The 24,661-nt window shown below is 66.7% G+C and carries 23 protein-coding genes; 16 read left to right on the top strand and 7 right to left on the bottom strand.

The features are described from left to right. Positions 1-13 precede the first annotated feature (13 nt). A complete protein-coding gene (locus tag K3U93_RS22400; protein WP_083011799.1) occupies positions 14-1,021 on the bottom strand; it encodes a Zn-ribbon domain-containing OB-fold protein in 1,008 nt (335 codons plus the stop codon). A gap of 62 nt (positions 1,022-1,083) precedes the next feature. Between K3U93_RS22400 and K3U93_RS22395 the strand changes: the two genes are divergently transcribed. Genes K3U93_RS22395 through K3U93_RS22385 form a run of 3 tightly spaced genes read left to right on the top strand, consistent with a single transcriptional unit; the run spans position 1,084 to position 4,095 of the window. Further along, positions 1,084-2,133, top strand: coding sequence for an LLM class F420-dependent oxidoreductase (locus K3U93_RS22395; protein WP_071513150.1), 1,050 nt, complete (start codon positions 1,084-1,086; stop codon positions 2,131-2,133). Positions 2,134-2,176: 43 nt separating this feature from the next. After that, positions 2,177-2,893 carry an acetoacetate decarboxylase family protein gene (locus K3U93_RS22390; RefSeq protein WP_083011802.1) on the top strand — a complete coding sequence of 239 codons (717 nt, stop codon included), beginning with the start codon at positions 2,177-2,179 and terminating at the stop codon, positions 2,891-2,893. Then, complete coding sequence (locus tag K3U93_RS22385; RefSeq protein ID WP_083011805.1) at positions 2,890-4,095, top strand: cytochrome P450; 1,206 nt, start codon at positions 2,890-2,892, stop codon at positions 4,093-4,095. Before K3U93_RS22390 ends, K3U93_RS22385 begins: the two co-directional genes overlap by 4 nt. Before the next feature lie 85 nt (positions 4,096-4,180). Here K3U93_RS22385 and K3U93_RS22380 read toward each other — a convergent pair whose 3' ends face one another. Continuing rightward, on the bottom strand, positions 4,181-5,020 hold the full coding sequence (locus K3U93_RS22380; RefSeq protein WP_083011807.1) for a type IV toxin-antitoxin system AbiEi family antitoxin: 840 nt from the start codon (positions 5,018-5,020) through the stop codon (positions 4,181-4,183). A 102-nt stretch (positions 5,021-5,122) separates the two neighbouring features. Then, positions 5,123-5,944: a crotonase/enoyl-CoA hydratase family protein gene (locus tag K3U93_RS22375; protein ID WP_071513228.1), complete on the bottom strand. Its 822-nt coding sequence runs from the start codon at positions 5,942-5,944 to the stop codon at positions 5,123-5,125. Between the two features lie 64 nt (positions 5,945-6,008). On the opposite strand from K3U93_RS22375, the gene K3U93_RS22370 reads away from it, so the two are divergent. Genes K3U93_RS22370 through K3U93_RS22355 form a run of 4 tightly spaced genes read left to right on the top strand, consistent with a single transcriptional unit; the run spans position 6,009 to position 10,854 of the window. Beyond that, complete coding sequence (locus K3U93_RS22370) at positions 6,009-7,661, top strand: acyl-CoA synthetase (protein ID WP_071513154.1); 1,653 nt, start codon at positions 6,009-6,011, stop codon at positions 7,659-7,661. A gap of 18 nt (positions 7,662-7,679) precedes the next feature. After that, entirely contained in the window at positions 7,680-8,456 is a 777-nt protein-coding gene (locus K3U93_RS22365) for a fructosamine kinase family protein (RefSeq protein WP_083011811.1), read from the top strand. Between the two features lie 26 nt (positions 8,457-8,482). Continuing rightward, positions 8,483-9,307, top strand: coding sequence for an amidohydrolase family protein (locus tag K3U93_RS22360; protein WP_083011813.1), 825 nt, complete (start codon positions 8,483-8,485; stop codon positions 9,305-9,307). Next, positions 9,304-10,854: an acetolactate synthase large subunit gene (locus K3U93_RS22355; RefSeq protein WP_083011815.1), complete on the top strand. Its 1,551-nt coding sequence runs from the start codon at positions 9,304-9,306 to the stop codon at positions 10,852-10,854. Before K3U93_RS22360 ends, K3U93_RS22355 begins: the two co-directional genes overlap by 4 nt. Here the strand turns inward: K3U93_RS22355 and K3U93_RS22350 are convergent. From K3U93_RS22350 to K3U93_RS22335, 4 genes are all read right to left on the bottom strand, one after another. Then, the gene (locus K3U93_RS22350) at positions 10,840-11,553 is read right to left on the bottom strand and encodes a serine hydrolase (protein ID WP_071513158.1); all 714 of its coding nucleotides are present in this window, start codon (positions 11,551-11,553) and stop codon (positions 10,840-10,842) included. The genes K3U93_RS22355 and K3U93_RS22350 overlap by 15 nt on opposite strands. 4 nt (positions 11,554-11,557) lie before the next feature. Then, entirely contained in the window at positions 11,558-13,063 is a 1,506-nt protein-coding gene (gene fadD17, locus K3U93_RS22345; protein WP_083011817.1) for a long-chain-fatty-acid--CoA ligase FadD17, read from the bottom strand. A gap of 144 nt (positions 13,064-13,207) precedes the next feature. Continuing rightward, positions 13,208-14,305, bottom strand: coding sequence for an acyl-CoA dehydrogenase family protein (locus K3U93_RS22340; protein WP_083011819.1), 1,098 nt, complete (start codon positions 14,303-14,305; stop codon positions 13,208-13,210). 39 nt (positions 14,306-14,344) lie between these two features. Beyond that, the gene (locus K3U93_RS22335; RefSeq protein WP_071513161.1) at positions 14,345-15,526 is read right to left on the bottom strand and encodes an acyl-CoA dehydrogenase; all 1,182 of its coding nucleotides are present in this window, start codon (positions 15,524-15,526) and stop codon (positions 14,345-14,347) included. Between the two features lie 213 nt (positions 15,527-15,739). Here K3U93_RS22335 and K3U93_RS22330 point away from each other — a divergent pair, with 213 nt between their 5' ends. The 9 genes from K3U93_RS22330 (at position 15,740) to K3U93_RS22290 (ending at position 24,661) form a co-directional block, all read left to right on the top strand. Then, positions 15,740-15,931 (top strand): ferredoxin, encoded by a 192-nt coding sequence (locus tag K3U93_RS22330; protein WP_071513229.1) that lies wholly within the window; start codon positions 15,740-15,742, stop codon positions 15,929-15,931. A gap of 34 nt (positions 15,932-15,965) precedes the next feature. Then, positions 15,966-16,901 (top strand): 3-oxoacyl-ACP reductase, encoded by a 936-nt coding sequence (locus tag K3U93_RS22325; protein ID WP_083011821.1) that lies wholly within the window; start codon positions 15,966-15,968, stop codon positions 16,899-16,901. A 235-nt stretch (positions 16,902-17,136) separates the two neighbouring features. After that, the gene (locus K3U93_RS22320; RefSeq protein WP_071513163.1) at positions 17,137-17,901 is read left to right on the top strand and encodes an MlaE family ABC transporter permease; all 765 of its coding nucleotides are present in this window, start codon (positions 17,137-17,139) and stop codon (positions 17,899-17,901) included. Positions 17,902-17,920: 19 nt separating this feature from the next. Beyond that, positions 17,921-18,763: an MlaE family ABC transporter permease gene (locus K3U93_RS22315; protein WP_071513164.1), complete on the top strand. Its 843-nt coding sequence runs from the start codon at positions 17,921-17,923 to the stop codon at positions 18,761-18,763. A gap of 17 nt (positions 18,764-18,780) precedes the next feature. Further along, a complete protein-coding gene (locus K3U93_RS22310) occupies positions 18,781-19,983 on the top strand; it encodes an MCE family protein (RefSeq protein ID WP_071513165.1) in 1,203 nt (400 codons plus the stop codon). Then, complete coding sequence (locus K3U93_RS22305; protein WP_071513166.1) at positions 19,983-21,035, top strand: MCE family protein; 1,053 nt, start codon at positions 19,983-19,985, stop codon at positions 21,033-21,035. Before K3U93_RS22310 ends, K3U93_RS22305 begins: the two co-directional genes overlap by 1 nt. Beyond that, a complete protein-coding gene (locus K3U93_RS22300) occupies positions 21,025-22,089 on the top strand; it encodes a virulence factor Mce family protein (RefSeq protein WP_071513167.1) in 1,065 nt (354 codons plus the stop codon). Before K3U93_RS22305 ends, K3U93_RS22300 begins: the two co-directional genes overlap by 11 nt. Continuing rightward, positions 22,086-23,507: a virulence factor Mce family protein gene (locus K3U93_RS22295; protein ID WP_083011823.1), complete on the top strand. Its 1,422-nt coding sequence runs from the start codon at positions 22,086-22,088 to the stop codon at positions 23,505-23,507. Before K3U93_RS22300 ends, K3U93_RS22295 begins: the two co-directional genes overlap by 4 nt. Then, a complete protein-coding gene (locus K3U93_RS22290) occupies positions 23,504-24,661 on the top strand; it encodes a virulence factor Mce family protein (protein WP_083011826.1) in 1,158 nt (385 codons plus the stop codon). The genes K3U93_RS22295 and K3U93_RS22290 overlap by 4 nt, the downstream gene beginning before the upstream one ends.

Raw genomic sequence — 24,661 nt, 5'->3', positions numbered from 1 at the left:
GCAGATAAGCCCTTTACAGGTGGTGTTTGTAGGTGTCGTAGTCGGCGTCGGGTTCCCCGGTGGGCCGGAAGTATTCGATGTTGTCGATGCCAAATCCCCACTCCTCGCGGGGCTTCCACACCGCCTCGACACGCATGCCCATCCGCACGTCGTGCGCGTCGATGTCGGCGACCAGGTGCAGGAACGGAATGTCGGCGCCGTCGAGCAGCACATAGGCCGCCACGTAGGGCGGCTTGATGCGCTGGCCCTGGAACGGGATGTTGATGATCGCGAACGTCGTCACCGTGCCCTTGTCGGGCAGCTCGACGAACTCGGTGGTCGGCAGGCCGGTGGCGGGATCGGCGCCGTGCGGCGGGAAATACACTTTTCCTTCCGCGCCGTCGGCGCTCCTGGTGCGCGCACCGAGCAGTTTGCCCTCGGCGATGGCCCGCAGGTAGGCGCTCTCCTCGTGCGAGGCGGTGTGCTGAATCGTCAGCGAGATCGGCGTGACGATCATGGTGACCGGGTCTTGTTCGCCCCCCGCCCGTTCGGGCACCGGCTCGGCCTCCCCGCCCAGCGCGAAATAGGCGATGTCGGTGATGGCGCCCACCGTCTCGTCGGCCCAGTGCACGTGCACCCGAGCCCCGGTCCGGATGGCCTCGGGCTCGCCCACGTCGACGGCGTGCAGCAGCAGCGTGTCGGCGCCGTCCAGCTTGATCAGCGCCCAGGCGAACGGCCGGTCCAGCGGCTGCCCTTCCAGCGGCTCGGGCTGCCACGTCCAGGACGCGACGGTACCGACCTCCGACACCGGTACCATCTCGCCCAGCGGCTCATAGGTAACCGGGTCATATTCCGCGGGCGGCACGTGCACCCGGCCATCCGATCCGCGCACCCCCAGGATGCGGCGCTCACGCAGCGCGGTGAAGAACTTGCTCAGCGTGGGGCCCACCGAACGGGTGTAGTCGAAGGACAACGTCAGTGGCGCGGAAAGTGGTGGCTCAGGGTGATCGATCAGGGTCGGGCTGCTCGAACTGGCTGTCACGCCTTCGAGTAGAACAGGTTCTAAGAATGGATTCAACATCGGGTGTCCGAAAGGCGGAGACTATGAAGCTGGGGCTGCAGCTGGGCTATTGGGGCGCACAACCGCCGGAGAACGCCGGGGAGCTCGTGGCCGCGGCCGAGGACGCCGGATTCGACGCCGTCTTCACCGCCGAGGCGTGGGGATCCGACGCCTACACGCCGCTGGCCTGGTGGGGATCGTCGACGCACCGGGTGCGGCTGGGCACGTCGGTGGTCCAGCTGTCCGCGCGCACGCCGACGGCGTGCGCGATGGCCGCGCTGACGCTGGACCACCTGTCCGGCGGCCGGCACATCCTCGGTCTGGGCGTATCCGGCCCGCAGGTCGTCGAGGGCTGGTACGGCCAGCCATTCCCCAAGCCGCTGGCCCGCACCCGCGAATACATCGACATCCTCCGGCAGGTGTGGGCCCGGGAAAAGCCGGTGACCAGCGACGGCCCCCACTACCCGCTGCCATTAAAAGAGGGGCGGGAGGGGGTCGGGCGCCCGGTGACCGGCCTGGGCAAGGCGCTCAAACCGATCACCCATCCGCTGCGCGCCGACATCCCGGTCATGCTGGGCGCCGAGGGGCCGAAGAACGTCGCGCTGGCCGCCGAGATCTGCGACGGCTGGCTGCCCATCTTCTACACCCCGCGGCTGGCCGACATGTACAACGAATGGCTCGACGAAGGGTTCGCCCGCCCCGGGGCGCGCCGCGGCCGCGAGGACTTCGAGATCTGCGCGACGGCCACCATCGTCATCACCGACGACCGCGCCGCCGCCTTCGCGGCCATGAAGCCCTATCTGGCGCTCTACATGGGCGGCATGGGCGCCGAGGACACCAACTTCCACGCGGACGTGTACCGCCGAATGGGATATGCCGACGTGGTCGATGATGTCACCAAGCTGTTCCGCAGCAACCAAAAAGACAAGGCCGCCGAGGTCATCCCCGACGAGCTCGTCGACGACGCCGCGATCGTCGGCGACGTCGACTACGTGCGTAAGCAAGTCAAGGTCTGGGAGGCCGCGGGCGTCACGATGATGGTCGTGAACGGCCGCAATGCCGAGCAGATCCGCGAGCTCGCGACACTGGTCTAGCCGGATATTGCCGAACGAATAGAACGCGTCCTAGATTGGCCCGATGACAGCCTCGCAGCACACCATCGCCGGCACGGTACTGACGATGCCGGTGAAGATCCGCAAGGCAAACCAGCACATGGCGATGTTTTCGGTCGACGCCGGCGCCGCGCAGCGGCTGATCGACTACAGCGGCTTGCAGGTCTGCCGTTATTTGCCCGGGCGCGCGATCGTGGTCCTGATGTTGATGCACTACCTCGACGGCGACCTGGGCCAGTACTACGAATTCGGCACCAGCGTGATGGTCAACCCACCCGGCTCGACGGCAACCGGGCCACGGGCCCTGCAGTCGGCCGGCGCCTTCATTCACCACCTTCCCGTCGACCAGGCGTTCACGCTGGAAGCCGGCACCAAGATCTGGGGCTACCCGAAAGTGATGGCGGACTTCACCGTTCGGGAGGGACGGCAGTTCGGCTTCGACTGCAGCGTCGACGGGCAACTGGTGATCGGGATGGACTTTCGCCGCGGCCTGCCATTTCGGTTGACCCCGCGCACACAGGCGCAGCGCAGCTACTCGCACCGCGACGGCGTCACCCGCGAGACGGGCTTCGAGCACACGCTTGACGGCGTGCGCACCCGATTCGGTGGAGTGCGCATCCGGCTCGGCGAACACCCCTACGCGAAAGAGCTGGCGTCGCTTGGCCTTCCGAAGCGCGCGATAGTGTCAAGCTCTTGCGACAACGTACAAATGACTTTCGGTGACGCCCAGGAGATCCCGTGACCTCGACCAAGCTAGCGACCAGACCGGACGTCGATCTGACCGACGGCGCCTTTTACGCGGGTGATTCGCGGTCCGTCTACCGCTGGATGCGGGACAACGAGCCGGTCTTCCGGGACCGCAACGGGTTGGCCGCGGCGTCGACGTATCAGGCCGTGATCGAGGCCGAGCGCAACCCCGAGTTGTTCTCGAATGCCGGCGGGATCCGACCCGACCAAGACGGCGTCGAGATGATGATCGAGATGGACGACCCGCAGCACCTGTTGCGTCGCAAGCTCGTCAACTCCGGCTTCACCCGCAAGCGCGTGAAAGACCTCGAGTCCAAGATCGTTTCGCTGTGTGACACGCTGATCGACGCCGTATGCGAACGGGGCGAGTGCGACTTCGTCTGGGACCTGGCCGCGCCGCTGCCGATGGCGGTCATCGGCGACATGCTCGGTGTGCGTCCGGAGGAACGCAAGATGTTCCTCAAGTGGTCCGACGATCTGGTCAGCTTCTTGAGCAGCACTGCGTCGCAAGAGAACTTCCAGATCACCATGGATGCCTTCGCCGCCTACAGCGAATACATGATGGGCATGATCACGGCCCGCAAATCCGAGCCGACGGACGACCTGGTCAGCATCCTGGTGCACGCGGAGGTCGAAGGATCGCGCCTGGAGGACCACCAGATCGTCACCGAGGTCCTGCTGCTGCTGATCGGCGGCGACGAGACCACGCGGCACACCCTGTCCGGCGGAACGAGGCAGCTGCTGCTGCACCCCGACCAGCATCGGCGGCTGGCGGGCGAGCTGGCGTTGCTGCCCAACGCGATCGAAGAGATGCTGCGCTGGACCGCGCCGGTGAAAAACATGGCCCGCACCGTCACCGCCGACACCGAGTTCCACGGCACCCCGCTGCGCCAGGGCGAAAAGATCATCCTGCTGTTCGAGTCGGCGAACTTCGATGAGAAGGTCTTCGAGGATCCGGAGAGCTTCGACATCGAGCGCTACCCGAACAACCACCTCGCGTTCGGCTTCGGGACGCACTTCTGCCTCGGCAACCAGCTCGCCCGCTTGGAGCTGTCCATCATGCAGACGCGCCTGCTGCAACGCCTTCCCGATATGCGGCTGGCGTCGGATGCCACGCTGCCGCTGCGGCCGGCCAACTTCGTGTCGGGTCTGGAGAAAATGCCGGTGGCGTTCACGCCGAGCCCGCCGCTTTCGTAGCTTCCGCGCAGAGCGCGCCACTTTCGTGGCTTCCGCGCCGAGCGTGTTCTCAGGGAGAGAAATCGCCGAAAATCGCACCGTGACTTCACGTTCGGCGGGTCCACGCCGCCGCCAGCCGTGTCAGGATGCCACCCCGCGTGTTTCCGGCCGTGACCCGGATGGTGATCCAACCAAGTTCGGGTAGCGCTTCGAAGCGCTCGACATCCTTGCGAAATTGCTCGGGATCGATCCAGTGATGGGCACCCTCGTACTCGAGCGCGATTTTCTTTTCCTCCCAACCCATATCGACCACGGCGACGAGCTCTCCGTATTCCCCATAGACCGGTATCTGGGTCTGCGGCGGCGGGTAGCCGGCCTCGATGACCAGCAGGCGCAGCCAGGTCTCGCGGGGTGACTCCGCGCCGGCATCAACGAGCGTCAACGCGCGTCTCGCCCGTCTGATGTTTCGGTGGCCTTTGTAGCGTTCGACGATCAGTTCGGCATCGGCGACCTTCAGTCTGGTTGCTCGAGCCAGGGCATCGATGGCGGCGACGGCTTTGCCCACGGGATTGCGACAGGCGAGGTCGAACGCGGTACGGGCCGGGGTCGTTGCGGGCACCTCGCCGATCAGTTGGGTCTCGTCGTCCGCGATGGTGTCCGACCAGGTGTGGATGCCGGCCGGGGGACGACGGTGTTCGTACAGCAACTGCGCCGGCGCCCGATCGTCGACCCATTTGGCGCCGTGCAGCGCCGACGCGGAGTGCCCCGCGACGACCCCGCGCCGCCGCGACCACAGCCAGGCGGCGCGGGCGCGCGTCGCCGCGGTGAGGTTTGTCTCGGGAGGGACGTAGACGTCGGGATGGAGCGCGACATACCGGCTGCGCAACTGGTGTCGCGTCAGGGCACCCGATTTGATGGCTTCGCTTCCGATAAACGCCTCTTCCACACGGGCAGTGTGCCTCGGGCCACTGACAGCCATGCCGAGCGTGACGTCAGGGCGCAAATTCGGCGAAAATACCGCCCTGAGAACACGTTCGGCGAAACGGGGTTAGCGGTTCTGGAACTGCGGCTTGCGTTTCTCGGCGAACGCGCGCGGGCCTTCCTTGGCGTCGTCGGAGAGGAACACCTTGATGCCGATCTGGGTGTCGATCTTGAAGGCCTCGTTCTCGTGCAGGCCCTCGGTTTCGCGGATCGCCCGCAGGATGGCCTGCACGGCCAAAGGCCCGTTGTTCTCGATGATCTCCGCGATCTCGAGCGCCTTGGTCAGCGCCTGGCCGTCGGGCACCAGATAGCCGATCAGGCCGATCTCCTTGGCCTCGGCGGCGGTGATGTGCCGGCCGGTCAGCAGCAGGTCGCACGCGACCGTGTAGGGGATCTGCCGCACCAGCCGCACGGCCGAACCGCCCATCGGGTACAGGCTCCACTTGGCTTCCGAGATGCCGAACTTGGCGCTCTCACCGGCGACCCGGATGTCGGTGCCCTGCAGGATCTCGGTGCCGCCGGCGATCGCGGGCCCCTCGACCGCCGCGATCAGCGGTTTGGTCAGCCGGCGACCCTTCAGCAAGGCGTCGATTCGCGACGGGTCGTAGCTACCGTCCTTGAACGACTCACCGGGCGGCTTCTTGGTCGCCGCCTTGAGGTCCATGCCGGCGCAGAAGTAGCCACCGGCGCCGGTGAGGATGCAGCACCGGATGTCGGGATCGTTGTCGACGCGGTCCCACGCCTGCACCATGATCTGCATCATTTCGGTGCTCAACGCGTTGCGGGCGTGCGGCCGGTTCAGCGTGACGATCAGGGTGTGGCCGCGCTGTTCGACGAGCGCATCCGGTTCGGAGGGTCCCGTCTGCTCATTTGCTGCAGTCTCGGCCACGGCTACCGCCTTTCGGTCGACATAGGGCATCAGCTTGTCAAGAAATGTAACACGTTCTAGTTTGGTGGCCGTGGCTCTGAATATCGCTGACCTTGCTGAGCACGCCATTGATGCTGTGCCCGACCGTGTCGCCCTGATCTGCGGCGACGAGAAGCTGACCTACGCCGAACTGGAGGAGAAGGCCAACCGCCTGGCGCACTACCTGATCGATCGGGGGGTGAAAAAGGACGACAAGGTCGGACTGTACTGCCGCAACCGCATCGAGATCGTCATCGCGATGCTCGGCATCGTCAAGGCCGGCGCCATCCTGGTGAACGTCAACTACCGCTACGTCGAGGGCGAGCTTCGCTACCTGTTCGACAACTCCGACATGGTTGCGCTGGTCCACGAGCGCCAGTACTCCGACCGGGTCGCCAACGTGCTGCCGGACACCCCCAACGTCAAGACCGTCCTCGTCATCGAGGACGGGAGCGACAACGATTATCAGCGTTACGGCGGTGTCGAGTTCTACTCGGCGATCGACCAGGGCTCGCCCGAGCGCGACTTCGCCGGGCTTCTAGGTGAGCGCAGTGCCGACGACATTTATATCTTGTACACCGGCGGTACCACCGGCTTCCCGAAGGGCGTGATGTGGCGCCACGAGGACATCTACCGGGTGCTCTTCGGTGGAACCGACTTTGCCACAGGCGAATTCGTCAAGGACGAGCACGACCTCGCCAAGGCCGCCGCCGCCAACCCGCCGATGATCCGCTACCCGATACCGCCGATGATCCACGGCGCCACGCAGTCGGCCACCTGGATGTCGATCTTCTCGGGTCAAACCACCGTGCTGGCACCGGAATTCAACGCCGACGAGGTGTGGCGCACGATTCACGAGCACAAGGTGAACCTGCTGTTCTTCACCGGTGACGCCATGGCGCGACCACTGCTCGACGCGCTGCAGAAGGACAACGACTACGACCTGTCGTCGCTGTTCTTGCTTGCCAGCACCGCGGCGCTGTTCTCGCCGAGCATCAAGGAGCGGCTGCTCGAGCTGCTGCCCAACCGGGTCATCACCGACTCGATCGGGTCCTCGGAGACCGGGTTTGGCGGCACCAGCATCGTCGCCAAAGACGCGCCGCACAGCGGTGGCCCCCGGGTGAGCATCGACCACCGCACCGTCGTGCTCGACGAGGAGGGCAACGAGGTCAAGCCCGGGTCCGGCGTGCGCGGCTTCATCGCCAAGAAGGGCAACATTCCCGTCGGCTACTACAAGGACGAGAAGAAGACCGCCGAAACGTTCCGCACCATCAACGGCGTGCGGTACGCCATCCCCGGGGATTACGCCCAGGTCGAGGAGGACGGCACGGTCACCATGCTGGGCCGCGGTTCGGTGTCGATCAACAGCGGCGGCGAAAAGATCTACCCCGAGGAGGTCGAGGCCGCTCTGAAGGGCCATCCCGACGTCTTCGACGCCCTGGTGGTCGGTGTGCCCGATCCCCGTTACGGCCAGCACGTGGCCGCCGTCGTGCAGCCCCGACCGGGGACCCGGCCATCGCTGGCGGAGCTGGACAGCTTCGTGCGCTCCGAGATCGCGGGATACAAAGTGCCGCGCAGCCTTTGGCTTGTCGACGAGGTAAAGCGTTCACCCGCAGGCAAACCCGACTACCGCTGGGCCAAGGAGCAGACCGAGGCGCGCCCGGCCGACGACGTGCACGCCGCTCACGTGACTGCATGATCCGCGCCTAGCGGCGGCGTGACCGACTTCGTCAAGAGCCACCCGGGCGCGCCCGCCGGCTACTTCGCCTGGGAGGCCGCCGGATTGCGATGGCTCTCCAGTGCCGACGGCGGTGTGCCCTGCGCGCCGGTCGTGTCGGTTGACACGACGAGCCTGACCCTGCGGCGGCTCGAGTCGGTGCCCCCGAGCCCCGAGGCCGCCGGGGAGTTCGGCGGCCGATTGGCCGTCACGCACGACGCGGGTGCCCCGGCCTTCGGCGCGGGGCCCGACGGATGGGACGGGCCAGGGTTTTTCGGTCCGCTCTCGCAGCCACTGCCGATGTCGCTGCGGCAGCACGAACGCTGGGGCGAGTTCTACGCCGACGAGCGGCTGGCGCCGATGGCCGAGCTTGCGGCCGCGCGGCTCGACGCGTCGACCCGTGCCACGATCGACGCAGTCGCGGCACGCTGCCGCGCCGGCGACTACGACTCTGATGACGACGCTGACTTGCCCGCCCGGCTGCACGGCGATCTGTGGGGCGGCAACGTGATGTGGACGCCCGACGGGGTGGTGCTGATCGACCCGGCCGCGCACGCCGGGCACCGCGAGACCGACCTGGCGATGCTCGCATTGTTCGGCTGCCCACATTTCGAGGCCATCCTCGCCGGCTACCAGCGGGTGCGACCTTTGAAACCCGGCTGGCGTAACCGCATCGGGCTGCGTCAGCTGTACCCGCTGCTGGCGCATGTCGTGCTGTTCGGCGGCGGACACGCGGCGCGCACGCGCGCCGCCGCCCGCGCCGCGCTATCCGCCTAACCGGTGGCGTCTACAGTCGAAGCTCTATGACGATCGACGTGTGGATGCAGCACCCGACCCTGCGGTTCCTGCGCAGCGACATGTTGGCGTCCCTGCGGCGCTGGACCGGGGATTCGATCCCCGACACCGACATCCCGATCGAGGCGACCGTCGCGTCGATGGACGCCGCCGACGTCGACGTCGGCCTGCTCAGCGCCTGGCGCGGTCCTGGCGGCCAGGATCTGGTGTCCAACGACGAGGTCGCCGAATGGGTTCGGTTGCACCCGAACAGGTTTGCCGGCCTGGCCGCGGTCGACCTGGACCGGCCGATGGCGGCGGTCCGCGAGCTGCGGCGCCGGGTCAGTGAGGGGTTCGTGGGTCTGCGGGTGGTGCCGTGGCTGTGGGGCGCGCCGCCCACCGACCGCCGTTACTATCCGCTGTTCGCCGAATGCGTGGAATCCGGGGTGCCGTTCTGCACCCAGGTCGGCCACACCGGACCGCTGCGGCCCTCGGAGACCGGACGCCCGATCCCCTACGTCGACCAGGTGGCCCTCGACTTTCCCGAGCTCGTCGTCGTCTGCGGCCACGTCGGCTACCCCTGGACCGAGGAGATGGTCGCGGTGGCGCGCAAACATGAAAACGTCTACATCGATACCTCCGCCTACGCCATCAGGCGGCTGCCGGACGAGCTCGTCCGGTTCATGAAAACCGGTACCGGACAACGCAAAGTCCTGTTCGGCACCAACTACCCGATGATGACCCACACGCACGCCCTGGCGGGACTGGGCGAACTCGGCCTCAGCGACGAGGCCCGCCGAGACTTCCTGCGCGGCAACGCCGAGCGTGTTTTCCGACTGGAGGCAACTACGTGAACGGCGCCCAGGCCCTGATCAACACCCTGGTCGACGGTGGCGTCGACGTGTGCTTCGCCAACCCCGGCACGTCGGAGATGCACTTCGTGTCCGCACTGGACATCGTCCCCCAAATGCGGGGCGTGCTGGCCCTTTTCGAGGGTGTGGCCACCGGCGCGGCCGACGGGTACGCGCGCATCGCCGACCGGCCGGCCGCGGCGCTGCTGCACCTGGGCCCGGGATTGGGGAACGGCCTGGCCAACCTGCACAATGCGCGGCGCGCCCGGGTCCCGGTGGTCGTCATCGTCGGCGACCACGCCACCTATCACAAAAAGTACGACGCCCCACTGGAATCCGACATCGACGCGCTGGCCGGAACCGTCTCGGGATGGCTGCGCCGCAGCCAACGGAGCGCCGACGTCGCGTCCGACGCCGCCGAGGCGATCGTCGCCAGCCGGACCGGCTCGCAGATCGCGACCCTGATCCTGCCCGCCGACGTGTCCTGGTCCGACGGGGCGCAACCCGCCGCCACGCCGCCCGCGCATCCGGTGGGCGCCGACCCGCTGCTGGCGCCGGAGGTGCTCGAGGTGCTGCGCTCGGGGGAACCCACGGTGATCCTGGTGGGCGGGGACGCCACCCGCGCGCCGGGCCTGGCCGCGGCCGCGCGGATCGCCCAGGCGACGGGGGCCCGGTTGCTGTGCGAGACGTTCCCGACGCGGCTGGAGCGCGGCGCGGGCGTCCCCGCGATCGAACGGCTCGCCTACTTCGCGGAGGGCGTCGCGGCCCAGCTCAACGGCGCCAAGCACCTGGTGCTGGCCGGCGCCAAGTCGCCGGTGTCGTTCTTCGCCTACCCGGGCATGCCCAGCGACCTGGTGCCGGCCGGCTGCGAGGTGCACCCGCTCGCCGAGCACAGCGGCGCGGCGGCGGCGCTCGCCGCGCTGGCCGACGAGGTGGCGCCCGGGACGGTCGCACCGGTGGCGGCCACGTCCCGCCCGCGGCTGCCGACGGGCGCCCTGACGTCCGCGTCGGCGGCGGACGTGATCGGGGCGCTGATGCCGGAACGGGCGATCGTCGTCGACGAGTCGAACACGTCCGGCCTGTTGCTCGCGCAGGCCACCGCCGGCGCGCCCGCCCACGATTGGCTGACGCTGACCGGCGGCGCGATCGGCTACGGCATTCCGGCCGCGGTGGGCGCCGCGGTCGCCGCCCCCGACCGTCCGGTGCTGTGCCTGGAATCCGACGGGTCGGCGATGTACACGATTTCGGGTTTGTGGACCCAGGCGCGCGAGAACCTCAACGTGACGACCGTGCTCTACGACAACGGCGCCTACGACATTTTGCGGGTCGAGCTGGCGCGCGTCGGCGCTGGGTCCAGTCCCGGGCCCAAGGCGCTCGACCTGCTCGACTTATCGCGTCCTACAATGGATTTCGTCAAGATCGCCGAGGGCATGGGGGTTTCGGCCCGCCGCACGACCACCGCCGAGGAGCTCGCCGACGCGTTGCGCGCGGCCTTCGCCGAACCCGGACCGCACCTGATCGATGCCGTCGTGCCGTCAATAACGGGCTAGCCCGGGAAGCCGGCTGACGAGCCAGTCCGTCAGCGCGTTGACGGCCGCGATTCCCGTTTCGAACACGCCATCGTGGGCTTCGGCCGCCAGTGCCACGCCCCACTGCCCCGACGGTGTGGGCAGGATCCCGAATTGCCGGACCAGGTACTCACCATCTACCCCCGGTCCCCAACCGCCTTTTGCGGCAAAACCATTGGCGGCCAGTCCCCATCGCTGGCCGGGCGTGAGGTGGCGCATCAGGCCGATGACGTCCGCCGCGTCACCGACGTGAGGTAGCCGCGCTGCAAATTCCGCTTGCCGTTGCAAGGTCCACCGCGTTTGGCCAAACGCGGTGAAGCCGCGCCGAAGTCGACGCGATTCGACCACCGTTGCGCTGTCACCGCCCTCGGAGATGATCCCCTGTACCCGCCGGGCCGCGTCTGCCGGCTCGCCCAGCTGCGACCACAGCCGCTCGGACGCGCCGTTGTCGGATTCGGTGATGGCCTTGACGACCAAGTCCTGGGCGCGTCGCCGATCGTGACGCAAGGCCGCTATCGCCAGGGGCACCTTGATCGTCGACCAGGCGACGCCGGACGACCACCCGCCCAGTGAATACGTCCGGTCCGGACGGGCGATCGCGAAACCGATGTTTGCCGGCACCGTAGCGGAAAGCCGTTCGAAGCTCGCCTCAAGTGCAAGCTCAAGGGGTCGCGAACTCATGCGTCTATCGGCGAATTGGCCACACCGGATCATCGCAGTCGACACCCTGGGCCGACAACTGCCGCTTGAGCACCTTGAACGTCACCGTCCGCGGCAGCTCCGCGCTGACCCGCACGTACGACGGCCACTGCTTGGGCCCCAGGTCGGGCTGCTCGGCCAGGAAGGCCCGGAACTTTTCGGGATCGAACTCGGCGCCCGGCACCAGCACCAACGCGGCCATCACCTGATCGCCGACGACGGGATCGGGCACCGGGTACACCGCCACCTCGGTCGCGTCGGGGTAGCGCAGCAGCACCCGCTCGATCGGGGCCGCGCCGAGGTTCTCACCGTCGACCCGCATCCAATCCCCAAGCCGCCCGGCAAAATACGCATAGCCGTCCGCATCGCGATAGGCCAGGTCACCGCTGTGGTAGACGCCGCCGGCCATGCGCTGGGCCTCGGCGTCGGGATCGTTGTAGTAGCCCTCGAAACGGCCCGGCCCGGCGGTATTCACCAGCTCACCGACCACCCCAGCCGGGCAGGTCTCGCCGGTGTCGGTGTCGACGATCGCGATCCCCTCGGGCAGCGGCCCCAACGAACCCGGCGGGGTATCGGGGGTCCGCGCGATCGCCACTCCGCCTTCCGTCGAACCGAATCCGTCCTGCACGACGCAGCCGAACCTGCGCGCGAAGCGCTCGATGTCGGCGGGCACACCCTCGTTGCCGTACACCGCCCGCAGCGGGTTGTCCGCGTCGTCGGGCCGCTCGGGCGTGGCGAGCACGTACGACAACGGCTTGCCCACGTAGTTGGCGTAGGTCGCGCCGTAGCGGCGGACATCGACCAAGAAGTTCGACGCGGAGAACTTGCGCCGCAACGCCATCGAGCCCCGGCACGCCACGGCCACCGCCCAGCCGACCAGCACCGCGTTGGAATGAAACAACGGCATCGACACGTAGCAGACGTCGTCGCGGCCGAGGTCGAACCGCTGCGTCATCGTCACGCCGGCGATCGCGACCTTGCCGTGGCTGCACTTCACCGCCTTCGGCTCACCGCTGGTGCCCGACGTGAAGATCAGCATGAACAGGTCCTCGGGTGAGGCGCGCTGGAACCGCGGCTCGGCGTCCCCATGCGCGGCCACCTCGTCGGCCCACTCGGTGGAGTCGACGTTCACGTGACCGATATCGCCCAGCGACGCGGACGAATTCGAGTCGGCCAGCACCAGCTGGCAGTCGGCGTGGGCGATGTCGCGGGCCAGCGCTTCGCCGCGGCGCACCGAGTTGAGCCCCACCGGCACGATTCCCGACATCCCGGCCGCTGCCAGCATCGCCGAAAAGAACGGGGTGTTCTCCAGCAGCACGCCGACGTGCGGCGGCCTGGCCGGGTCGAGGCGCTCCCGCAGCGTCGCCGCGATCGCGGCACCGTGCCGGACGTGATCACGCCAGCTGGTGAACGAGTCTTCGAAGTAGACGCCCCGGTCGTCGATCCCGGCCAGCGGCACCAGCAATTCGGTGACGGTGGGGTTGCTCGTCAACGTGTGGTCCCCTTTACCTGCGCCGAGCGTCACGCCAGCGTGACGCTCACGTGTGAGCGCCACGCTGGCGTGACGCTCGCAAGCGGGTGGGGGCACCTCCCGCTCGCGGGGGAGTACCCCCAGCTCGGCGGCCGGGCAGCGACCTCAGGCAGGCGTTTCCGCCAGTTCACGGCCGATCCGGCGCAGCTGCCCGGTGGCTCCGCGCAGCGCGAACTCGATCTCCTTGGCGGCCAGGAAGTAACGGTGCACCGGGTGATCGGTGTCGACGCCGACACCGCCGTGCACGTGGACGACGGTGTGCGCCACCCGGTGCCCGGCGTCCGCGGCCCAGAACGCCGCGCTGGCCACGTCGATGTCGGCGGGCAGATCCTCCGAGACGCGCCAGGCCGCCTGGGTGAGCGTCAACCGCAACCCTTTGACGTCGATGTAGCCGTCGGCCAGCCGCTGCGCCACCGCCTGGAAGCTGCCGATCGGGCGGTCGAACTGCTCACGGGTGCGCGCATATTCGGCGGTCAGCTGCAGTCCCCGCTCGAGCACCCCGAGCTGAAACGCGCTGCGGCCCAGGGTGGCCAGCGTGTCGAGCCAGGTTACGACGACCCCGTCTCCGACCCGTCGTCCGCCGTCGACCTCGACCCCGTCCAGCGTCAGGTGCCCAACGCTGCCCAAGCCGGTGGTCTCCATCGCCGCCACGGCCACGCCGGGCTGGTCCGCGGCGACCAGGAAAACGGCTGTGCCGGAATCGGTTTCGGCCGGCACCAGGAAGGCGTCGGCCACCGGGCCGTAGCCGACCTGGGTGCGCGTCCCGGTCAGGCGGTAGCCTTCACCGGCCCGGATGGCCTGCACCGGCCCCTCGCCCATGTCGCCGTCGAGCGCGACGGCCAGGATCTTTTCGCCGCGCACCGCCGGCGCGCCCCAGCCCTGCTGCAGTTCCTCGGAGCCGAACCGGGCCAGCGCCCCCGCGGCCAGGACCACCGATTCCAGATACGGCACCGCCGCCAGCTGGTGGCCCAGCGCGACCAGCACGGCCACCTGCTCGAGGACGCCGAAGCCCTCGCCGCCCAGCGATGCCGGCGCGGCGCTGGTCAAGATGTCGGCGTCGACGAGCTTGCGCCACAGCTCGCGATCGAACCGTTGATCGAGGCCGTCCAGCGCACGTTGGTGTTCCGGTGTGCACACCGCGTCCACGATCGTGTCGACCAAATTACCGAGGTCGTGCGCGGCTTCGGTTGTCGTGAAATCCATGAATTCTCGTCCTTAAGAGTGAAGCTATAAAGGGGAAGTTCAGCGGTTTGCCCGGGGCAGTCCCAGCGCGACCATCCCGATGATGTCGCGCTGCACCTCGTTGGTTCCGCCGCCGAAGGTCAGGATCAGGCAGGCCCGGTGCATCCGCTCGACCCGGCCGCGCAGCAACGCGCCCGGCGAGTCCTGGCGCACCGTCGCCGCGGTGCCCAGCACCTCCATCAAGAGGCGGTAGGCCTCGGTGGCCAACTCGGTGCCGAATACCTTCGCCGCCGACGCGTCGGCCGGCCCCAAGGAATCACCCTCCGACGAAGCCAGCTCCCAGTTGATCAGCTTGAGAACCTCGGCCTTGGCGTGCACCCGGGCCAGGTTGAGCTGCACCCACTCCGAATCGATGAGCCGGGCCCCGCCGGCGTCCTTGGTGTTCTGCGCCCATTCCCGAACCTCGCGCAGGCACATGAAGATGGGCGCCGGCGACACCAGGGCCACCCGCTCGTGGTTGAGCTGGTTGGTCACCAGCTTCCAGCCGCCGTTCTCCTCGCCGACGCGGTTGCTCACCGGCACGCGCACGTCGGTGTAGTAGGTGGCGCTGGTGTCGGGGCCGGCCATGGTGTGCACCGGCGTCCAGGAGAAGCCCTCCGCCGTCGTCGGGACGACCAGCATCGAAATGCCGCGGTGCTTCTTGGCCTCGGGATTGGTGCGCACCGCAAGCCACACGTAGTCGGCGTACTGGATCAGGCTGGTCCACATCTTCTGGCCGTTGACCACGTAGTCGTCGCCGTCGCGGACCGCCGTGGTGCGCAGGTTCGCCAGGTCCGTGCCGGCGCCCGGCTCGGAGTAGCCGATCGAGAAGTGCAGGTCTCCGGCGGCGATCTTCGGCAGGAAGAACCTCTTTTGCTCGTCGGTGCCGTAGGCCATGATCGTCGGCGCCACGCTGTTGATCGTCAGGAATGGCACCGGCGCACCGGCGATGGCCGCTTCGTCGGTGAAGATCAGCGAGTCCATCGGGGAGCGGTCCTGGCCGCCGTATTCTTTGGGCCAGTTCAGCGTCAGCCACCCGTCCTTGCCCATCTGCGCGACCGTCTCCCGGTACACGTTGCCGACGCCGTATTCGCCCTGGACCGAGCTCAGCGCCTCGCGCCGTTCCGGGGTCATAAGCGTGGTGAAGTACGACCGCAGCTCGCGACGCAGCTCCTCCTGTTCTGGGGTGTAACTGATGCGCATTCCAAGCCGTCCTTGTCGTTAAACGTCTGTCTTATGAAAAGCCACGTTCTATGCCATAGCCCGACCAACGGCTACCCGTTCGCCTTCCCGGTTGTAACACGTTCTAGTCTGGGAATCCAGCGACCGTTTCCCCTGACGCACCGGGGCCCTATGGTGGAGCTACATACCGATGGGTGAGTGCTCAGATTGAAGGCCAGGTTCAAGGAGGGTGCCGTGCGGGTGATCGTGGATCGTGACCGGTGTGAAGGTAACGCGGTGTGCTTGGGAATCGCGCCGGATATCTTCGACCTGGACGACGAGGATTACGCCGTCGTGAAGCTTGATCCGATTCCCCCGGATCAGGAGCATCTCGCCGAGCAGGCAATCGCCGAATGCCCCCGCGCGGCCCTGCTGCGTGAAGATTAGAAGCGCTTGAGACGAAACTAGAGGTATTCATAAATTGACTAGCAGCACAAACGCGACCGATCTATCCGGAAAGGTTGCGGTGGTAACCGGCGCGGCCGCGGGACTCGGACGTGCCGAAGCGCTCGGCTTGGCGCGGCTGGGCGCCACCGTCGTGGTCAACGACATCGCCGACGCACTGGATGCCTCCGACGTCATCGACGAGATCAACTCGGTTTGTTCGGACGCCGGCTCCAAAGCCGTCGCGGTGGCCGGCGACATCAGCCAACGCGCGACCGCCGACGAACTGGTCGCGTGCGCCGACGGGCTGGGCGGCCTGGACATCGTCGTGAACAACGCCGGGATCACCCGCGACCGGATGCTGTTCAACATGTCCGACGAGGAATGGGACCTGGTCATTGCCGTGCACCTGCGCGGCCATTTCCTGCTGACGCGCAACGCGGCCACGTACTGGCGCGCTAAAGCCAAAGAGGCCGGCGGATCGGTCTTTGGCCGGATCGTCAACACCGCGTCGGAGGCGGGACTGGTAGGCCCGGTGGGGCAGGCCAACTACGGCGCGGCCAAAGCCGGCATCATCGCCCTGACCCTGTCGGCCGCGCGGGCGCTGGGCCAGTACGGGGTGCGCGCCAACGCGATCTGTCCCCGGGCCCGCACCGCGATGACGGCCGACGTGTTCGGTGCGGCACCGGACATCTCGGATATAGGGGAAGGCGGCATCGACCCGCTTTCGCCCGAGCACGTGGTGAGCCTGGTCAAGTTCTTGTCTTCGCCCGCGGCGGCAGAGGTCAACGGTCAGGTGTTCATCGTTTACGGCCCTCAGGTGACCCTGGTCGCCGCGCCCACCGCGGAGCACAAATTCAGCGCCGACGGGCCGGTGTGGGAGCCCGCGCAACTCGGCAAGACGTTGCAGGAATACTTTGCTGGACGTGATCCGGAGCGGAACTTTTCCGCGGTCGGCCTGATGGAACAATAACGATATAAAGCCACTTGACGGCTGGGATTCGCCGACTAGAACTTGTGTCAGTTTGAAGCAACACAATGTCGGCGAACTGGACTAATTAACGCTTTTGATAAAGAAATGCTGTTCATTGACACGGTGAACTTCATCTGGGTTAATATGGTCCGGCTCACACCGAGCCGCTTGTGACCGAAGACCGCGCAAAGGCGACGCACAGGATTCGCCGCGAGCAGCGAAGGGGGCTACCGAGTTGATCGAACAACTTGCGGTTCCCGCTCGTGGTGTCGGCGGGTTCTTCGAGATGATGATCGACACGGGCCGGGCGGTTTTCCGGCGGCCGTTTCAATTCCGCGAGTTCCTGGATCAGACCTGGATGATCGCTCGGGTGTCGCTGATCCCGACGCTGCTGGTGTCCATCCCGTTCACGGTCCTGGTGGCGTTCACCCTCAACATCCTGCTCCGCGAGATCGGCGCCGCCGACTTGTCCGGCGCCGGAACGGCATTCGGCACGATCACCCAGCTCGGACCCGTGGTGACCGTGCTCGTCGTGGCGGGCGCCGGCGCCACCGCGATCTGCGCCGATTTGGGTGCCCGCACCATCCGGGAAGAGATCGACGCGATGCGGGTACTCGGCATCGACCCGATCCACCGGCTCGTCGTGCCTAGGGTTTTGGCCTCCACGGTGGTCGCGCTGCTGCTCAATGGCTTGGTGTGCGCCATCGGTTTGTCCGGCGGCTACGTGTTCTCCGTCTTCCTCCAGGGCGTCAACCCGGGTGCGTTCATCAACGGGTTGACCGTGCTCACCGGGCTGCGCGAGTTGGTGCTCGCGGAAGTCAAGGCGCTGCTGTTCGGCGTCATGGCCGGGCTGGTCGGGTGCTACCGCGGCCTGACCGTCAAGGGCGGGCCCAAGGGCGTGGGTAACGCGGTCAACGAGACCGTGGTCTACGCGTTCATTTGCCTTTTCGTGATCAACGTGGTGATGACCGCCATCGGCGTGCGGATCTCGGCCAAGTGATGGGGCGGGTGAGTACGCGATGAGCTACGACGCGACTCTCCGGTTCCGCCGCGTCATGTCGCGGCTGCAGGGGCCTATCGACGACTTCGGCGAGCAGGCCTTGTTCTACGGCCAAACCGTGCGTTACGTCCCCAGCGCGCTCACCCGCTACCGGAAGGAAACCATCCGGCTCATTGCCGAAATGACGCTGGGCGCAGGGGCGCTCATCATGATCGGCGGCACGGTCGGCGTCGCGGCTTTCCTGACGCTGGCCTCCGGTGGGGTCATCGCCGTGCAGGGCTACTCGTCGCTGGGCAACATCGGCATCGAGGCGCTGACCGGCTTCCTGTCGGCGTTCCTGAACGTCCGCATTGTCGCGCCGGTAATCGCGGGCATCGCGTTGGCGGCCACCATCGGCGCCGGCGCCACCGCTCAACTCGGCGCCATGCGGGTGGCGGAGGAGATCGACGCCGTCGAATCCATGGCGGTGCACTCCGTGTCCTACCTGGTGTCAACCAGGTTGATTGCCGGCCTCATCGCGATCATTCCGCTGTACTCGCTGTCGGTGCTCGCCGCATTCTTCGCCGCGCGGTTCACGACCGTATTCATCAACGGGCAATCGGCGGGCCTGTACGACCACTACTTCAACACCTTCCTCATCCCGACCGACCTGTTGTGGTCGTTCCTACAGGCCATCGTGATGTCGATCGCGGTGATGCTCGTCCATACCTATTACGGCTACAACGCATCCGGCGGCCCGGTCGGCGTCGGCATCGCGGTCGGCCAGGCCGTGCGGACCTCGCTGGTCGTGGTGGTTGTCATTACCCTGTTCATCTCGCTGGCCGTGTACGGCGCGTCCGGTAACTTCAATCTTTCTGGCTAAGGGGACCTTCAACAAACATGGCAGAGGGCGTATCGCAACGATCAACTGTCCGGCTGGCGGCGGCGCTGCTGGCCGGTTTGTTGGTGGCTTTCGTCGTCCTCACATACCTTTCCTACACAGCGGCTTTCGCCTCGATCGACACCGTCACCGTGTCCGCGCCGCGGGCCGGCCTGGTAATGGAAAAGGACGCCAAGGTCAAATACCGCGGCATCCAGATCGGCAAGGTCACCGACATCGCCTATGCCGGTGACCAGGCGCGGCTGACGCTGGCCATCAACAGCGACCAGATGCACTTCGTCCCGTCCAACGCGACGGTCCGCATCGGGGGTAACACCATCTTCGGCGCCAAGTCGGTGGAATTCCTTCCGCCCAAGGCACCTTCGCCGACGTCGCTGCGTCCGGACGCGCACGTGCAGGCGTCGGCGGTGCAGCTGGAAGTCAACACCTTGTTCCAGTCGCTCATCAACCTGCTGCACAAGATCGACCCGGTCGAATTGAATGGGACCCTGAGCGCGCTGGCCGAAGGCCTGCGTGGTCACGGCGACGACTTCGGTTCGCTGCTGTCGGGACTGAATACCCTGACGCGGCAAGCGAACCCGAAGCTGCCCGCCCTCCAGGAGGACTTCCGTAAGACCGCGGCGGTCACCGACGTGTACGCCGCCGCCGCCCCCGATCTGAACACCGTGTTCGACAACCTGCCGACGATCAACAAGACGGTGGTAGACCAACAGAACAACCTCAACGACACGCTGCTGGCCACGATCGGCCTGTCCAACAACGCCTATGAGGCGGTGGAGCCGGGCGCACAGGACTTCATCGACGCCATCAACAGGATGCGGGCCCCGGTCAAGGTGGCCGCGGACTACTCGCCGGAATTCGGCTGCCTGTTCGCGGGCATCGATCGAGGCATCAAGGAGTTCGCCCCGTTGCTCGGTGTCCGCAAGGCGGGCCTGTTCACGTCGTCGAGCTTCATCTTGGGTTCTCCGTCGTATACGTATCCGGAAAGCCTGCCGATCGTCAACGCCTCGGGCGGCCCGAACTGCCGGGGATTGCCCGACATGCCGGCCAAGCAGCACGGCGGCTCCTGGTACCGGGCGCCGTTCCTCGTCACCGATAACGCCAACATCCCCTACGAGCCGTTCACCGAAGTGCAGTTTGACGCACCCTCGACGCTGCAGTTCTTGTTCCACGGCGCGTTCGCGGAACGGGACGACTTCTGATGGCGGCTTCGGGCATCCCTTCGCACCGGTCGATGGTGATCAAGGTCAGCGCCTTCGCGGTGGCCATGCTGATCGTGGCCGCGGGGCTGGTGGTGGTCTTCGGCGACTTCCGGTTCGGTCCCGAAAGCACTTACCACGCAACATTTATCGACGCGTCACGGTTGAAGGCCGGCCAGAAGGTCCGCATCGCGGGGGTACCGGTGGGTTCGGTGTCGGGCGTGCAGCTCAACCCGGACAACACCGTTGACGTGAAGTTCGGAGTCGACCGCCGCTACACGCTGTACACGTCCACCCGCGCGGTGATCCGGTACGAAAACCTGGTCGGCGACCGGTATCTGGAGATCACGTCGGGTCCGGGCGAGCTGCGGAAGCTGCCGTCGGGCGGGACAATCAACTCCCAACACACCCAGCCCGCGCTGGATCTCGATGCCCTGCTGGGCGGACTACGGCCGGTGGTCAAGGGCCTGGACGCCGACAAGGTCAACACGATCAGCAGCGCCGTCATCCAGTTGTTGCAGGGCCAGGGTGGGGCGTTGTCGAACGTGCTGGCCGACACCAGCGCGTTCTCGTCGGCGCTGGGTCAACGCGACCAGCTCATCGGTGACGCGATCACCAACCTCAATACGGTGCTGGGAACCATCGACCAACGGAGCGCGCAATTCTCGACCAGCGTTGACCAGCTGCAGCAATTGATCACCGGGCTGGCCAAGAACAAGGACGCGATCGCGGGCGCCATACCCCCGTTGGCGTCGACGACGACCGATTTGACGGAGCTGCTGAAGAATTCGCGGCGGCCGCTGCAGGGCATTTTGGAGAACACCCGGCCGTTGGCCACCGAGATGGACACCCGCAAGGCCGAGATCAACAACGACGTCGAGCAACTGGGCGAGGACTACCTGCGCCTGGCCGCGCTCGGCGCCTACGGGTCGTTCTTCAACATCTATTTCTGCTCGGTAACGATCAAGATCAACGGACCGGTCGGCGGTGACATTCTGATACCGATGGGTGGCCAGTTGGATCCCAGCCAGGGGAGGTGCGCTTTTGCCAAGTAATGCGAGGCGTGAACGCGACCCGCTCCGCACCGGCATCTTCGGCCTGGTGTTGGTGGTCTGCGTCGTGTTGCTTGCGTTCGGCTACGCCGGGTTGCCGTTCTGGCCGCAGGGGAAAACGTACGACGCGTACTTCGCCGACGCCGGCGGCATCACGCCCGGCAACCCGGTTTACGTGTCGGGATTCAAGGTCGGCAAGGTGCAGTCGGTCGGTCTGGCCGGGGACAGCGCCAAGGTGACCTTCACCGTGGATCGGCACGTCGCCGTCGGTGACCAGTCACTGGCCGCGATCCGCACCGACACCATCCTCGGCGAGCGCTCCATTTCGGTGAGCCCGGCGGGCGGCGGTAAGGCGACCGTCATTCCGCTCAGCCGGACGACCACGCCGTACACGCTCGCGGGCGCGCTCGAGGACCTGGGTCAAAACGCGAACAACCTCAACAAGCCGCAGTTCGAGCAGGCCTTGAACGTTCTCAGCGACACGCTGCGCGACGCCAACCCGGAGCTCCGCGGCGCGCTGGACGGGGTGACATCGCTGTCGCGCACGCTGAACCGCCGTGACGAGGCGCTGCAAGGCCTGCTGGCGCACGCGAAGTCGGTGACGGCGGTGCTGTCGCAGCGCGCCGACCAGGTCAACAAGCTGGTCGACGACGGTAACCAGTTGTTCGCCGCGCTCGACGAGCGGCGTGCCGCGCTGGGCCAGCTCATCTCGGGGATTAACGGTGTCTCGGCGCAGATTTCCGGGTTCGTCGCCGACAACCGCAAGGAGTTCGGCCCGGCGTTGAGCAAGCTGAACCTGGTGTTGGACAACCTCAACGAGCGTCGCGACTACATCACCGAGGCACTCAAGCGGCTGCCCCCATACGCGACCACGCTCGGTGAGGTGGTGGGCTCCGGACCGGGATTCAACGTCAATGTCTACAGCGTGCTGCCGGCGCCGATGATCGCGATGGTGTTCGACTTCTTCTACCAGCCCGGTAAGCTGCCGGCCAGCCTCGCCGACTACCTGCGCGGGTTAATTCAGGAACGCTGGGTCATCAGGCCGAAGTCACCATGATGAAGCGAATTACCGGCAGCCGAGGGCTGCGTTACGCCACCGTCATCGCGCTGGTCGCGCTGCTGGTGGGGGGAGTGTATGTGCTCTCGTCGCAGGCGAGCAACCGAACCGTCGTCGGCTATTTCACGTCCGCGGTCGGCCTCTATCCCGGAGATCAGGTCCGCATTCTCGGTGTGCCCGTCGGCAGGATCGACGCGATCGAACCGCGGCCGTCCGACGTCAAGATCACCATGTCCGTGTCGAGGGACGTGAAGATCCCCAAGGACGCCAAGGCCGTCATCATGTCGCCGAACCTGGTGTCGGCTCGGTTCGTTCAGCTCACCCCGGCATACACCGGCGGGGCGGTGCTGCCCGAGGGCGCCAGCATCGACCTGGCCCGCACCGCGGTCCCGGTGGAATGGGACGAGGTGAAGGAGGCGCTGACCCAGCTGGCCGTCCAGCTGAGCCCGGCGGCGGGGCAAATGCAGGGTCCGTTGGGCGCGGCGATCAACCAGGCCGCGGAAACGCTCGACGGCAAGGGCGAGTCCTTCCACCACGCGCTGCGTGAACTTTCGCAAGTTGCTGGGCGGCTGGGAGATTCACGCGGCGACATCTTCGGCACAGTCAAGAACCTGCAGGTGCTGGTCAACGCGCTGTCGGCGAGTAACGAACAGATCGTGCAGTTCGCCGGGAATGTCGCGTCGGTGTCGCAGGTGCTCGCCGACAGCTCGCGCCACCTGGACACCACCCTGGGCACGCTCAACAAGGCGCTCTCGGATATCCGCGGATTCCTGCACGAGAACAACTCGACGCTGGTCGGTACCGTCAACAAGCTCAACGACTTAGCCCAGACGTTGAGCGACCAGAGCGAGAACATCGAGCAGGTGCTGCACGTGGCCGGCCCCGGTATCGCCAACTTCTACAACATCTACGACCCCGCGCAGGGCACCCTGAATGGGTTGTTGTCCATACCCAACTTCGCCAACCCCGTGCAATTCATCTGCGGTGGCTCCTTCGACGCCACCGCCGGACCAAAAGCCCCCGACTACTACAAGCGCGCCGAGCTGTGCCGCGAACGGCTGGGCCCGGTGCTGCGCCGGCTCACGGTGAACTACCCGCCAATCATGTTCCACCCGCTCAACACGATCACCGCATACAAGGGCCAGATCATCTATGACACCCCGGCCACCCAGGCCAAGGCGCGGACACCGGTTCCGGAGCTGACCTGGATACCGGCCAAAGGTGTCACGCCGCCCGCCGACGAGAACCCGACCGACCTGCAGGCCCTGCTTGTACCGACCGCCCCGCAGAACGGCCCCGCTCCAGGCCCGGCGCCCGCCGTGCCGGCTCCGGCGGCGGCCGGTCCCCCCGGGTATGGGCCATTGCCGGGCCCACCGCCGGCCGCTCAGTTGCCGGCCGAACAGGGGGCTGGCGGATGAACCGAATCTGGTTGCGCGGTGGCGTGTTAGCGGCGGGCAGCGCGCTGTTGGCCGGTTGTCAATTCGGCGGGTTGAACTCCCTGGCGATGCCCGGCACCGCCGGTCACGGCAGCGGCGCCTACACGGTCACCGTCGAAATGCCCGACGTGGCGACGCTGCCGCAGAACTCGCCGGTCATGGTCGACGACGTCACCGTCGGCAGTGTCTCCGGCATTCAAGCCGAGCAGCGCCCCGACGGATCCTTTTATGCCGCAGTGAAGTTGGCGCTGGACAAGAACGTGGTGCTGCCGGCCAACGCGACGGCAACGGTTGCCCAGACCTCGCTGCTGGGTTCGCTGCACGTCGACCTGGCCGCGCCGAAGGGCAAGCCGGCGACCGGCAGGCTGACCAACGGCGCGAAAATCGCGGAGTCCAGCACCGGCCGCTATCCCACCACCGAAGAGGTGCTCTCGGCCCTCGGCGTGGTGGTCAACAAGGGCAATCTCGGTGCGCTGGAAGACATCACAAACGAGACCTACCAGGCCATGGCGGGCCGGCAGAGCCAGTTTGTCGACTTGATTCCCCGGCTCGCGGAGTTGACGGCGGGACTCAACCGGCAGGTCAACGACATCATCGATGCCGTCGACGGATTGAACCGATTCTCCGCGAACCTGGCTCACGACAAGGACAACCTGGGCCGGGCGCTGGACACCCTGCCTGAGGCGATTCGCGTACTCAACAAGAACCGGGAGCACATTGTCGTCGCGTTCGCTTCGCTGAAGAAGCTGGCCACAGTGACGTCGCACGTGCTCTCGAAAACCAAGGTGGACTTTGGCGAAGACCTCAAAGGCCTGTATTCGGTGGCGAAGTCCCTCAACGACAACCGGAAGAACTTCGTCACCTCGCTGCAGATATTGCTGACGTTCCCGTTCCCCAACTTCGGCATCAAACAAGCCGTGCGTGGCGACTACCTCAACGTGTTCACCACGTTCGACCTCACCTTGCGCAGGTTGGGTGAGACGTTCTTCACTACGTCGTATGCGCTCGACCCGAACATGATGCACATGGATGAGATCCTCAACCCGCCCGATTTCTTGACCGGCGAACTGGCCAACCTGTCCGGCCAGGCCGCCGACCCGTTCAAGATTCCGCCCGGCACGGCATCGGGAGAGTAG

This window comes from Mycobacterium malmoense, from assembly GCF_019645855.1.
Lineage (GTDB): Bacteria > Actinomycetota > Actinomycetes > Mycobacteriales > Mycobacteriaceae > Mycobacterium > Mycobacterium malmoense.
The sequence above is the reverse complement of the archived record's forward strand: the minus strand, read 5'-3'. Positions and strand labels throughout refer to the sequence as shown.